This is a genomic window from Acinetobacter sp. NIPH 542, assembly GCF_000369825.1.
Classification (GTDB): domain Bacteria; phylum Pseudomonadota; class Gammaproteobacteria; order Pseudomonadales; family Moraxellaceae; genus Acinetobacter; species Acinetobacter oleivorans.
Genome location: NZ_KB850204.1, coordinates 82273 through 95493, shown reverse-complemented (window position 1 = coordinate 95493; position 13221 = coordinate 82273). Strand labels below are relative to the sequence as shown.

The 13221-nt window shown below is 38.5% G+C and carries 12 protein-coding genes; 5 read left to right on the top strand and 7 right to left on the bottom strand.

The annotated features are described in order from the left end of the window. Positions 1-19 precede the first annotated feature (19 nt). Positions 20-1387: an MATE family efflux transporter gene (locus tag F886_RS01480; RefSeq protein ID WP_005300523.1), complete on the top strand. Its 1368-nt coding sequence runs from the start codon at positions 20-22 to the stop codon at positions 1385-1387. A 56-nt stretch (positions 1388-1443) separates the two neighbouring features. On the opposite strand, the gene F886_RS01475 is transcribed toward F886_RS01480, so the two are convergent. Further along, the gene (locus F886_RS01475) at positions 1444-2277 is read right to left on the bottom strand and encodes an SDR family NAD(P)-dependent oxidoreductase (RefSeq protein ID WP_005300520.1); all 834 of its coding nucleotides are present in this window, start codon (positions 2275-2277) and stop codon (positions 1444-1446) included. A gap of 212 nt (positions 2278-2489) precedes the next feature. Here F886_RS01475 and F886_RS01470 point away from each other — a divergent pair, with 212 nt between their 5' ends. From F886_RS01470 to phoR, 3 genes are all read left to right on the top strand, one after another. Then, positions 2490-3161: a TetR/AcrR family transcriptional regulator gene (locus F886_RS01470; RefSeq protein WP_000224580.1), complete on the top strand. Its 672-nt coding sequence runs from the start codon at positions 2490-2492 to the stop codon at positions 3159-3161. A 254-nt stretch (positions 3162-3415) separates the two neighbouring features. Next, a complete protein-coding gene (gene phoB / locus F886_RS01465) occupies positions 3416-4126 on the top strand; it encodes a phosphate regulon transcriptional regulator PhoB (RefSeq protein ID WP_000650776.1) in 711 nt (236 codons plus the stop codon). Between the two features lie 9 nt (positions 4127-4135). Further along, positions 4136-5494 (top strand): phosphate regulon sensor histidine kinase PhoR, encoded by a 1359-nt coding sequence (phoR, locus tag F886_RS01460; protein ID WP_005300516.1) that lies wholly within the window; start codon positions 4136-4138, stop codon positions 5492-5494. 68 nt (positions 5495-5562) lie between these two features. Here the strand turns inward: phoR and F886_RS01455 are convergent, their stop codons facing one another. Continuing rightward, entirely contained in the window at positions 5563-6759 is a 1197-nt protein-coding gene (locus F886_RS01455; protein ID WP_005300513.1) for an alpha/beta fold hydrolase, read from the bottom strand. A gap of 241 nt (positions 6760-7000) precedes the next feature. Here F886_RS01455 and F886_RS01450 point away from each other — a divergent pair, with 241 nt between their 5' ends. Next, positions 7001-7762 carry an AcfC family putative adhesin gene (locus F886_RS01450; protein ID WP_005300510.1) on the top strand — a complete coding sequence of 254 codons (762 nt, stop codon included), beginning with the start codon at positions 7001-7003 and terminating at the stop codon, positions 7760-7762. A 72-nt stretch (positions 7763-7834) separates the two neighbouring features. On the opposite strand, the gene F886_RS01445 is transcribed toward F886_RS01450, so the two are convergent. From F886_RS01445 to pncB, 5 genes are all read right to left on the bottom strand, one after another. Further along, positions 7835-8254 carry a hypothetical protein gene (locus F886_RS01445; RefSeq protein WP_005300507.1) on the bottom strand — a complete coding sequence of 140 codons (420 nt, stop codon included), beginning with the start codon at positions 8252-8254 and terminating at the stop codon, positions 7835-7837. Positions 8255-8383: 129 nt separating this feature from the next. Continuing rightward, positions 8384-9604 (bottom strand): acetamidase/formamidase family protein, encoded by a 1221-nt coding sequence (locus F886_RS01440; RefSeq protein WP_005300505.1) that lies wholly within the window; start codon positions 9602-9604, stop codon positions 8384-8386. Between the two features lie 425 nt (positions 9605-10029). Further along, positions 10030-10881, bottom strand: coding sequence for an archaetidylserine decarboxylase (gene asd / locus F886_RS01435; RefSeq protein ID WP_004790127.1), 852 nt, complete (start codon positions 10879-10881; stop codon positions 10030-10032). Then, entirely contained in the window at positions 10878-11726 is an 849-nt protein-coding gene (locus F886_RS01430) for a sulfurtransferase (RefSeq protein WP_034590637.1), read from the bottom strand. The genes asd and F886_RS01430 overlap by 4 nt, the downstream gene beginning before the upstream one ends. A gap of 147 nt (positions 11727-11873) precedes the next feature. Then, positions 11874-13088: a nicotinate phosphoribosyltransferase gene (gene pncB / locus F886_RS01425; protein WP_005300500.1), complete on the bottom strand. Its 1215-nt coding sequence runs from the start codon at positions 13086-13088 to the stop codon at positions 11874-11876. Between the last annotated feature and the right edge of the window lie 133 nt (positions 13089-13221).

Below are 13221 nucleotides of genomic sequence, written 5' to 3'. Positions count from 1 at the left end.
GATGGGCGATGGAGAACACATGCCACCAAGACAGTCTTTAATTCACCAGCAAAATCTATGGAAAACGTTTTTCGTTTTCTTACTGCCTCTCATTGCAACTAATATTTTGCAGAACTTGTCGGGGACAATTAACACCATCTTTGTTGGTCAAATGATGGGAGTTGATGCGATTGCTGCCGTCTCGGTTTTTTTCCCTATTTTATTCTTGCTCCTTGCTTTTATTATCGGGATTTCAACGGGTACTACAGTTTTAGTAGGGCAAGCATGGGGCGCACAAAATATAGAAAAAGTCCAAAGTGTGGTCGGTTCTACCCTGTTTATGACACTGATTGGTGGGGTAATTACCGCGATTATCGGTGTGTTTTTTGCCCACGATATTTTAGAGTTATTGGGCACAGATCCAAAGGTAATGCATCTTGCTTTGCCTTATGTGCAATGGATGCTGGCGGGTAGCCCGCTTCTGTTTGTTTATATTATTTATACCTCAATTTTACGTGGTGTAGGCGACAGTACCACGCCTTTACTTGCATTGGCTTTAACCAGTGTAATTGGCTTGGTGATTACCCCGATATTGCTTAAAGGTTATTTTGGCTTACCCGCCCTAGGAATTATTGCTCCAGCAATTGCAACGATCACGGGTTATGTTGCTATTTTGATTTTTCTAGCGATTTATCTGAACAAGAAAAATCATCCACTTCGGCCGAATCGTCAGCTTCTGCAACATATCCGTCACAATCCAGAACTGAGCAAAATCATTTTGCGTTTAGGCGTTCCAACCGGCATTCAAATGATTACCACCTCAATGGCTGGCTTGGTTATTGTTGGGTTGGTTAACCATTATGGTTCACATGCTACAGCAGCGTATGGTGCAGTGAATCAGGTGCTCAACTACATTCAGTTCCCTGCCTTGTCGATATCAATTGCAGCTTCAATTTTTGCAGCACAAGCAATTGGTGCTGGCAAATCAGATCTGTTAGCACGGGTAACCCGCACAGCTTTGGGAATGAACTTTTTATTTACAGGTACCTTAATTGCACTTGGCTATCTATTTTCAAAATATTTAATGGCTTTGTTTATTACCGACCCAACTGTGGTGGTGTTAGGGCAGCAACTTTTATTTATTGTGCTGTGGGCAATTTTATTCTTTGGTGCAGGTGCCATTTTTGCATCGATCATGCGTGCTAGCGGAACCGTGACTGTTCCAATGCTACTTAATATTTCTGCTATTTTATTTATTGAAATTCCATGTGCTTACTGGTTTAGCTCAATATGGGGCCTTAAAGGAATCTGGGTTGCCTATGCCTTGGCATTCGTTAGTTTATGTATTATTCAAGGCCTGTATTACCAATTTATCTGGAAGAAAAAGAAGATCAAAGTTCTTATTTAGAACTAACTAAACCACATAAAAAAAGCCATCATTTGATGGCTTTTTTAGTTAAAAAATTACTTCATTAATTTGGTCACAATGGTAGAAGCACGTTGATATCCCGTTGGGAATAAACGCTGGAATGCATCAAGAATTTTTGCATCACTACCAATCAATAAACGGCGCTTATTTTTTAATACCGCTTGTAAGATTTGACGAGCTGCTTCTTCAGGTGGAGTACGTAGTAGCTTGTCAAAGTTTTGGATCGATTTCGTCGGATCCATACCCAAACTATTCAAGCTATCACTCATTTTTGCAGATTTAGCAATATTGGTGCGAATTCCACCCGGATGTACACATAACGAGCTTACGCCACTTTTTTCAATATCCAACTCTTGGCGTAATGATTCGGTAAAACCACGTACAGCAAATTTAGTCGCGTTATAGCCAGATTGAGTCGGTTGAGCTGTTAGACCAAATAAGCTCGAGATGTTAATAATATGGCCATCTTGAGTTTGCTTAATGAACGGTAAAAACTCTTTAGTACCGTACACCACACCCCAGAAGTTAATCCCAACGATCCACTCTAAATCTTCGTAGGTCGCACCTTCAACAGTTGAGCCTAAAGCAACACCAGCATTGTTAAAAATCAGGTTAACAGAACCGTGATCTTGCACAGTTTCTTGTGCCCACTGCTTTACCGCATCCCGATCCGACACATCAAGCTTTTTGGTGGTAACCGTAATATTGCTGTACGGTTTTAAAAGCTCGACAGTTTGTTGTAATCCTTTTTCATTAATATCACTCAACGAAAGATGGCAGCCCTGTTTTGCCAAAAGAATTGCTAACTGTTGCCCAATGCCAGAACCTGCGCCCGTAATTGCAGCGACTTTGTTTTTAAAATTTTTCATTGTCCATCCTTTGTTTTTCGATATTTGCACAACCGGTTCATTGCATGTGCAGTTCAGACATCTTCAATATAATTTTGACAATATCCATTGTCAATATAGTACACTGTAATTTCAGATAGAATGGCACAATTCTTCTGAGGGCTTTATCATAGTGAGTACATTTGGCCAAAACCTATAAATTAGGAAACCAATCTTTAGGAAACGACTTATTTATGGCGACTAACGACTCAACCAGTAAAAAGAAAACAAAAAGTGTGAGTAAAGAACGTCAGTTCAAAGGGTTATCTCTATCTGAACGCAAAGAGGCGCGCCGCGAAAAACTGATTGAAGCAGGTATTGCGACCTACGGAACACTCGGTTTTTTTTCCGTGACGGTAAAAGATGTATGCCAAGAGGCAAAACTCACAGAACGTTATTTTTATGAATCATTTAAGAAGAGTGAAGATTTATTCCAAACCATCTTTTTAAAAATGATTGAAGAATTACAGCAAAATCTGATGCAAGCCGTGATTAAAGCTGCACCCGATCCAGAAAAAATGGTGGATGCTGGTTTAAGAGCACTGCTGACGACATTAAAAGATGACCCAAGATTAGCTCGTATTGTCTATGTCGACGCAGTTTTGGTACAAGAGTTACATAATCAGGCCACCATTCAAGAAACACTTGCGCAATTTGATCGCATGATTCAAGCCTTTGTTATGTTGACCATGCCGCAAATTCAACACCATGAAAATGAGCTCTCTTTAATCGCAACTGGCTTAAATGGATATGTCACTCAAATTGCGATTCGATGGGTCATGGGAGGATTTGAGCAGTCTCTTGAGCAGGTTTTAACCGCATGCCGCATCGTTTTCTTATCTTTATTAGCGCAAGTTTCAAAATAATATTAAAGTTTTTTGACAGCCATAAATGTGCAAAACGAGTTAAGTGATTAAAGTTATAAGATATTGAATTATTTTAAGAAAATTAAATTCTTCATGTCACAATTTGGTCATAGCTTTGCCTTAGTTTTGTCACAAATTATTGCTAAATTTAATTTTATAGACTTTTCTGCAATGAAATTGTCATAATTAATCTTTGTAATAAGCCTGTCATAACTACAAAACGGTTCACCGTTAAATCTATAGGATATTGCGCTGTGAAAGATGACTATATTTTAATTGTCGATGATGAGCTTCCTATTCGCGAAATGATCCATACGTCTTTGGACATGGCAGGCTTTCAGTGTTTACAGGCAGAAGATGCCAAACAAGCTCATCAAATTATCGTCGACCAACGTCCGGCGCTTATCTTGCTTGATTGGATGTTACCTGGAGGCGTAAGTGGTGTCGATTTATGTCGCCGCTTAAAACGAGATGAAAACCTAGCAGAAATTCCGGTCATTATGTTGACTGCTCGCGGAGAAGAAGACCACAAAGTACAAGGTCTTGACGCAGGTGCAGATGACTACATGACTAAGCCTTTTTCAACACGTGAACTAGTTTCACGTATTAAGGCTGTTCTGCGTCGTGCTAATGCATTAAGTGGCGAAAAAACCATTGATGCCAATGGCTTAATTCTTGATCCTGTAAGCCAGCGTGTTAGCTTTGGCAACAGCATTTTAGATATGGGCCCAACTGAATATCGCTTACTTGCATTTTTTATGACCCATCCAGAGCGTGCATATACACGTGCCCAGTTGCTCGATCAGGTGTGGGGCGGTAATGTATATATCGAAGACCGCACTATCGATGTGCACATTCGTCGTTTGCGTAAAGTTTTAGAACCTTTCGGTGTTGACCGATTTGTTCAGACTGTACGTGGAACTGGCTACCGTTTCTCAACACGTGCAGATTTAGCCGCAGGTTAACCAAGATTTATGTATGAACCCTACCCCGTCCCCGAACAGGTACGTGAACAAAAACTTTCCCGCTACAGTAGTTTATGGACGTTTGCCAAACAAGATTTACGGCTCTTATTATTTTTTCTAATTATTGCCGGTTTAGTCGGTTTAGGCGTTGGGTATTTCTGGAGCTGTATTTTTATCGCCTTCGTGGTGTTTTTTACACTCCAGTTGCGTTCTTTATATCTGGTCAATGACTGGATTGCGAATAAACCTTATGACGTTCCTCCAAATCTTAATGGGATTTGGGGGGCATTATTATTTAATGTTTACCGTGCTCAGCGCCAAGAACGAATTGTTCAGGCGGAAATGGTCGGTTTAATTGACCGAGCTCAGTCATCTTTGGTTGCACTTGCTGAAGCCGTTGTTTTAATTGATGACCAACATCAAATCGAATGGTGGAACCCTGCTGCTGAACGTTTGTTAGGGATCAGCCCACTTGACCGCGGTCGTAACTTATTAACGATTTTACGTCAGCCGACCTTTATTGAATATTTTAACAATATTGATCAGGCACCCGACGGGATTAAGCTTCACTCAAATTTTGATGATGACCGCTATGTACAGGTTAAACTCACAAGATTTGGTGGAGAAAGTCGTTTATTGGTGGCTTACGACGTGACTCGTATGCACAACCTTGAGCAAATGCGTAAAGACTTCGTCGATAATATCTCTCATGAGCTTCGTACACCTTTAACTGTACTAAGTGGTTATATCGAGACATTTACTGATCAGGAAGATATTAGTCCGCGCTGGAAACGTGCTTTTGATCAGATGCAGTCACAAACCAAGCGTATGAATGCTTTGGTAAATGATTTACTGCTATTATCGAATTTAGAAAATAATAAAAAAATTGCAAAGAATCAGATTATTGAAATGCCGAGTTTAATGAGTCAACTCTTTGATGATGCTCAGGCCTACAATGCCGATTATGGACACACACTCAATTTACACATTGATAGTCACTGTGACCTGATTGGTTCTGACATGGAAATTGCCAGTGCATTTAGTAATTTAATTACCAATGCCATTAAATACACACCAAAAGGTGGAACGATTACGATTGGCTGGCATGATGACGGTGAACATGCGTACTTTAGTGTACAAGACACAGGTATTGGAATTAACCCTAAACATTTGCCACGACTAACTGAACGCTTCTATCGTGTTGACAGTGACCGTAGTCGCCAAACAGGTGGTACAGGTTTAGGTCTTGCGATTGTAAAACACGTGCTGATGCAACACGGCGCATATTTAGATGTGCAGTCTAAAGAAAACGAAGGATCAACATTTACCGCAGTTTTTCCGAAAGAAAGACTATATAACATGACCTAAAATTATCCTTTGTACATGTAAAAAGCCGACTTATGAAAAGTCGGCTTTTTTGTATTAGTTAAACCAATTTACTTAAAATTAGAGCAATATGATTTCGTCTGATTTTTTTCTATTACGTTTAAAAAACTAGTGGCAAACGTATTGCTCTGACGTAATGCATCACGGTGATCTCCGCCATTAATCGTTTGATATATAGTTGGTTTTTTTAATTTACATAGCTGTTGATAATAAGCAGATGTGCCTCTAGGGTCGACTAAATGATCTTTAGAACCTTGAACAATCATTAATGGCACGGTAGGCACCATATTTTCAATGGACTGTTGCTTTAGATAAGCCAAAAGAGGTTTTAAATCGGCATCAGATCGAAATATACTAGAAGGAGATTTCTTCAAATCAGATTGAAGTTCAGATAAACAACGACTGCGTCCTTGAGTCAATACTGTGTTCATTTCTGGGCTTACCAGCTTTTCAGGAACGATGCTTGGATCTGCTGCTTGCGCACCCAATAACACAATCGGGAAAAATGCTGCCACACTTGGTTCTGGGTTTGGATTACTCTGCACATATTCTGCGATGCCTTCATATTGATAGCCGCCTGGCGCAAGAGCAATTGCCCCTTTTAAATCCAGTTCAGGCGCATCTTTTTGACCATAGGCAGACACTGCAATTGCCGCTGCCCCACCTTGACTGTGCCCCATTACCAACCATTGTTTATTAAAACTCTTAGGCTTAAGCAAATGTAATGCTCGCACTGCATCGACCACTGTATGCAGTTGGCTCTTTGCATTCATATAGGGATGCCCACCTGGTGTACCTAAGCCCTGATAATCAGGTGCAACAACTGCATAGCCATGTGCAAGCCAACCATCTAAAGCTTTTGAAGCAACTTCTTGATATGAATGGACTGGCCCACCTACATAGTCACCCGAAGGTGCACAAGTATCGGCAACTCCAGTCGTGCCATGCGCCCAAGCCAGTATCGGCCAGCCATTTTTTGGCGGAGTGCCTTTCGGTAATAAAATAAAAGCCGATGCCACAATGGGCTCATCCTGAATACCTCGACTACGATAATTAACTAACAAACGTTGATCAGCATGAGGAAATAAATCCGTCACATCTTGCCGTTCTAGAGACAGTATTGAACCCGGTTTGTCGCTCACAATTTGCTTACCCAAATCTGTAATGGGAGCAGCCATAGCAGAACCAGAAACCAAACAAGCGCTGCTAAATAAAATTTTTAAAAAAGAATTACTTTTTTTAATCAAGGGATTACTCCTCTATTATTTACAATATATCTATTCAAATAATCAATTTATAAAATATAAATTACCATAAAAACTTATATAGTTATATTTACTTCAAAAGAATTTACATTTATACAGTCACTTAAAATCTAATTAAAATATATTTTAAAGAAATGTATTATAAATATCGTTGCAAAAATTAATCCCGTTTAAATAATAAAAAATATATGCTGATATTTTCTTAATTACTATAGCGATTAAAATGTCAAAACAATATAAATTTATACCATACCTGATTTGTCTTATTCTCGGTTCTCTACCCATCCATAGTTTTGCAGACGTACAAGTGTATGGTCCTGGTGGGCCAGCACCCGCCATGAAAGAAGCCGCCAAACAATTTACCAATAAGACTGGTATAGCAGTCCATGTAACGTCTGGGCCTACTTCTCAATGGTCTGACAAAGCGAAACTTGATGCCGATGTTATATATAGTGGTTCTGAAGCCATGATGTCTGATTTTGAAAATGCTTTTTCTGAGCAAATTATAAAAGATTCGGTGGAACCTTTATATTTACGCCCCGCAGCCATTTTAGTACGCAAAGGAAATCCTAAAAATATTAAAGGATTTAAAGACCTAGCTAAATCTGGCGTTAAAGTTTTAGTTACTCATGGTGCAGGCCAGGTAGGTATGTGGGAGGATATCGCTGGTAGAACTGGCAATATTCAATTAACCAAATCTGTTCGAAAAAATATTGCCACCTATGCAGCTAACACAGGAATTGCCAAGAAAAACTGGGAAGAAAATAGTAGCTATGATGCTTGGTTAGTTTTTAATATTTGGGGAATTAGTAACCCAGATGTTGGGCAAATTATACCTATTGAACCAGAGCTAGTTGTCTATCGAGATACAGGTGTAGCCTTAACCAAGCATAGTTTAAAAGACACTGAAGCTAAACGTTTTGTAGAGTTCTTATCGTCTCAGCAAGGTAATACTATTTTCAAAAAATATGGTTGGACTAAATAGTTAAAAAAGGGAGCGTTGCTCCCTTTCATTTTTTTAAATTATTCATTCTAATTCACCTAGAATATATTCATTTCAAATTAAATATATTCCAACGGCATATAAACTTCCCAATATTAAACAAAAGGCTGAACTGATATACCAAAATAAATCACTATTACCGACAAATTTTGACTTTAACCACGGAAAAGCCAGACCACGGATAAGAAAAACCGCTGCAACAAGCGACAAAATAAGTTTAGTAAATGGTAATACCTGTATTCCCTTTGCTGCAAAGAAAGCATAAGTAGCACATACCGTTAGAATTAATCCCACAGCTATAGCTGTAAAATTAGGATACCAATGCCCTCTTTCGACCATCTGAACAATACTTTTCCCGGCCCCTAAAAACCGAAAACCATTTGCCCCCCAGAACACACAAACAAAATGAAGCAATGCGGCACATAATGTTAATAATGCAGCAATATAAAGTAGAGCGTTCGGAGGTAAGTGCATTAGATTTTATACTAATTAATATATGTGATATTTATTATACTCAATTATAAAATATATAAAACTTATTAATATTTAAAATGAATTTAACTTGGTATTTAATATTTTAAATACCAAGCTTAATTCACTTAATTATTTACTCTCAAACTCTTTAAAATCAGCTTTTCTGATTTTTGCATGGATCCCTTTGGTTTTATCTACAACTTGTGAAACTTCAAAATCAGTTGCGGCACTTAAATACGCATAAGCCGTTGCTTCATCAATACCGTATTCTTGGTTTAAGAAACGAATGGCTTCACGTGTAGACTTTTTCATCGCTTCATCTAAATCTTCATCAAGACCTGGTGTAATCCAAAACTCAGCATTTTCAGCTAAAGGTTGTTTTAGCTCTTTGCCCGGTATTTTATCTTTACCTGCTTTGAGTAAGGTAAATTTTAGTGTCGCACGTGCTGAAGCTTCGAGTGCAGTTAGTGCTACTTCACCATCCCCTTGCGCAAAATGGCTATCCCCCGTATAGAATAATGCGCCTTTGACCTGAACAGGATAATAGGCTGTTGAACCTGCACCTAGTTCATTAATATCAATATTTCCACCATACATTGCAGGGGGTACGGAGTGAACAGGCTCAGAAGTATTAGCTGCTACCCCCATAATTCCCATAAAAGGATAAAGCGGGAAACGTATTGATTTACCCGATTCTGTTTTTAATACACCTTCGTACTCACCTTTAGCATTTTTTTCAATTGGTGTGAAAATTGAGACATTTCCATAGCGTTCAGGATGCTCAGCCGATGCATTTTCTTGCTTTGCTTTTTTAGGAAATTCCCCCACTAAAGCACCTTTACCATGTCGATTTGAAATAACACCGTAAGGTACACGTGGCTCAACTTTAAGTACTTCAACTTTCAAAATATCACCGGGCTGTGCGCCTTCAATTGCAACAGGGCCTGTCACAATATGTGGCCCATCTTTATGAAAATCATGCTTTAAATTTGACTGCGTAATTGTTTTTGCATCTTCCAAGATTTCATTAGATTTGACACCTTTCGATTGAAAGAACTTTTCAGCATTACGCCCTTGGTCTTCAAGCAAACCTTCATGAGAAACCGTATCAAATGTCACAATACTACCCGACGGAACGGTAAGGACGGGTTTAGCATCCCGATTCGGTAAATAACCCCATGTAATGGTTTTTAAAGTAGATGGAACGTAATAATTACCTTTATATTCGCCGCTTTGAAGTTGAGTAGGCTGTTTTGAAATTTGATTTAAAACTTTAAAATCATTGGCATGGCTGAGTGAAATACAAAGTACAGATAAAACCGAAGCTGTCAGACGTTTAACTTTTAACATGATTTCAGAACCTAAAAAATATGAAAATTACTGTAAGGTCCTGAATAATTAGCAAGCATTGTGCCAAGGCTAAAGGCTGTGCAATATCTAAAAAGCGCTTCATATTTATAAAATTAAATAATTTTTTTAGATTTAATAACTTATCTTCAAATAAAATTAAAATTACGACTTAAGTCTAACTTAAATATTTCTTTCTATTTTTATTTATTATTTTTTAATCATATTAATATTTTGCTCTCTTCAGACACATATTTATAGACTAGCTTCTATAATGTCCTATTTCAGATCACTTAATAACAATTATATTTCTATATAATATAAATAAAAAAACAGTTATATATTTTACGTTTATATAATTTAAATCAAAAAAAACCCTGAATAATTAAAGTCAGGGTTTATTTATCTTATAGGGGTTATATCGTTTACTAAACTGTATGTCCCATGCGCTCGCCCATTACAACCACAGACTCAGCTTTAAAACGTTGTTCCCATTCGATCTTATCTTTTTCAAATAAAATAACCGCTGTAGAACCTAAATAAAAACGTCCAAGCTCAGCACCTTTCTCTAGCTTTAACTGATGATGCTGTAATTCAATACGACCTGAAGGTTTCACTTTACCTGTCGCCACAGTTTCAATACCAGCAACAATCATTGCACCCACTAACACAACAGCCATACGGCCAAGTTCAGTATCAAACAAACACACCATGCGTTCATTACGGGCAAATAGTCCCGGTACATTTTCAGCCGTCACCTGATTTACCGAAAATAGCTCACCCGGTACATACAAGGTTTCAGTTAATGTACCTGCAAACGGCATATGTACACGGTGGTAATCGCGTGGAGATAGATAGACTGTCGCAAACTCACCTTCTTGGAATGGCTGAGCAAGTTGTGGGTCGCCAATGAGTTTCTCTACAGAAAAGCTTTGGCCTTTTGCTTGAAATACTTCACCCGCAGTAATTTTACCAATCTGAGAAATAGCACCATCAGCAGGTGAAACAATGCTATCTGCATTTTCGTCAACGAGACGCACGCCATCTTTTAAAGCACGGGTAAAAAAGTCATTAAAAGATTTATATTTCAGTGCATTGCCTTGCTCAGCAATCGATAAATCAATCCCATATTTGGTTTTAAATGCATGAATAACAGCAGTTTTCACAACTGGATTTTCACTCGCAGCAACTTTACCTACCACACGGCTCAATTGATGCTGTGGTACAAGGTTTTGTGCCTTAATAAATAATTCTTTTTTTAATCGAGATGTGAAACTCACGACGGTGATTCTCCAGTAATAATAGGACTATCGAGGCGATTGCCCCATTCACTCCACGCACCATCATAGGCTTTTGCTTCCCAGCCCAAGAGCCTAGCCAAAATATAGGCCAAACCGGAACGGTGATGTGACTGGCAGTACACAACTACAGGTTGCTGTAAATCGAACCCAAGTTGTTCAAGGCGCTGCCGCGTGCGTTCAAGCGGGTGCAATTTTAGATGATTTTGACGATTAAGTGCAGTACTCCATTCAAAATGGAGTGCATTTGGAATGTGACCGCCGCGTCGCGCTGCTAAACGGATCCCACTATATTCATCACTCGTCCGGCAATCCCACAATTGAACATTTTCTTGTTCTACTTGTTTGCGTAGCTCTTCATAGTTCACACGGAACTGAGCGGCATGCGATAAATCAATCTGAATTAAGTCAGTAACAGGAGAAACTTCTTCGACTTCTGCTGTAGTTGGTAACCCTGCTCCTAACCATGCATGGATACCGCCATTAATTAAACTGGTACGGGTGAATCCTAAGCAATGTAAATTCCAGATTAAACGTCCAGCCCATGCTCCACCTTCATCGTCATAGACCACAACATGATGATTAGGTGAAATATTCAATTTCTCAATCAGTGCTTGTAAACCTGCTTCATCTGGCAAAATGCCAGTGGCTTCTTCGTGTTGAGACACTAACCATTTTGGTTGTAAGTGAATAGCATGCGGAATATGAAGTTGCTCATAAACAGACGCACGGCTCAAATCTACAATGCGAATATATTCATTGCCTAAATAAGGCACTAATTCTTCTGCTTCTATTAATAAATCGAGTTTAAAATTCGGGAGTGTCATCGTCATGGTTTCTTTTTATACCAGCTTAATTTCATATTAGCATAAGCTTATATCTAACAAACTCTGATTTTCTACAACTCTTTAGCAGAAAATCAGATATCAGCATTCTTACTTTTAAAAATACAAAATAGCGAGACTATTTATTACTTAAACCACTTCTTCAAGTTCTTCAATTTCAAAAACCTGACGTAAATAAGCCAAGAAAGTATCGTTATCAGTCATGGTTTTACCGGGACTATCAGAAATTTTCGCAACCGACTGACCATTACATTCGACTAGTTTCAACACAATATTGAGCGGCTTTTGGCCCATATCATTAGTCAAATTAGTTCCAATACCAAAACTCACCTGAAAACGATCTTTAAAGTATTGATGTAATTCCCATGCTTTTGGCAAATTAAGACCATCGCTAAAAGTCAGCATCTTGGTTTTGGTATCAATTTTTAATTTACGATAATGCGCATAAGCCTTATCGCCCCATTCGTAAGGGTCACCACTGTCATGACGTAAGCCATCAAATAGTTTCGCAAAATACAAGTCAAAATCTCGTAGGAACGCATCCATACCAACAACGTCAGTCAAAGCAATTCCTAAATCTCCGCGATATTCCTGAACCCATGTCTCTAAAGCCGCTTTTTGAAAGTCACGTAGTCGTACATCAAGTGCCTGAAAAGCTTGTAGGAATTCATGAGCCATGGTCCCAATTGGCGTAATGTTTAACTCTTTTGCGAGCAGGACATTACTTGTACCACGGAACACATTTGGCACTGTTTTATGAAAGGCTGCCACCACATGTTTTTGCCATACGAAGCTATAACGGCGACGTGTACCAAAATCAGAAACTAAGAATGGCGGGTCATTCGGTTTTTGTGTTTTTTCATATTCTTGAATCAATTCAAGCTTGGCTTTTAAACGGCGCTCGCCTTCAGCCCATACTTCATCAGTTTTGATACGACTAAAATAAAGTTCATTTACAATTGCCAATACAAAAATTTCAAACATCATGGCTTGAACCATCGGACCTTCAATATGAATATCCAAACGGCCTTCCGCATCGATGCTAGCTCGAATAAAGCGTCGCTTCAGTTGAAACAGTTCCAAGTAATCGACAAAGTCACTTTTTATAAAGCGCAATTTACGCAAATATTGAAGCTCGTCTTCTTTATATTTAAGACTACACAAATAGTCGAGTTGCTCGTTTAAATCATCCAAAATATCTACTAGTGGATAGACAGTATCTTCTAAATTTCTACAGCGGAAATGGTAGACACTATGGGTTTGCGGGAATTTATGCAAAACCACTTGTAACATCGTAAATTTGTACAAGTCTGTATCTAGTAAAGAATGGATAATTGGAGACATAGTCAATGATTATTCGCTTGCTTCTTAGCATTAAAGCATATTTTTATAAATCAATTGCGAGCTTTTAGACCATTGTTGCAATTCCATGAAATTTCCTTTTAAAAATCATTTAAATTAAATTCTGCTAAACTAA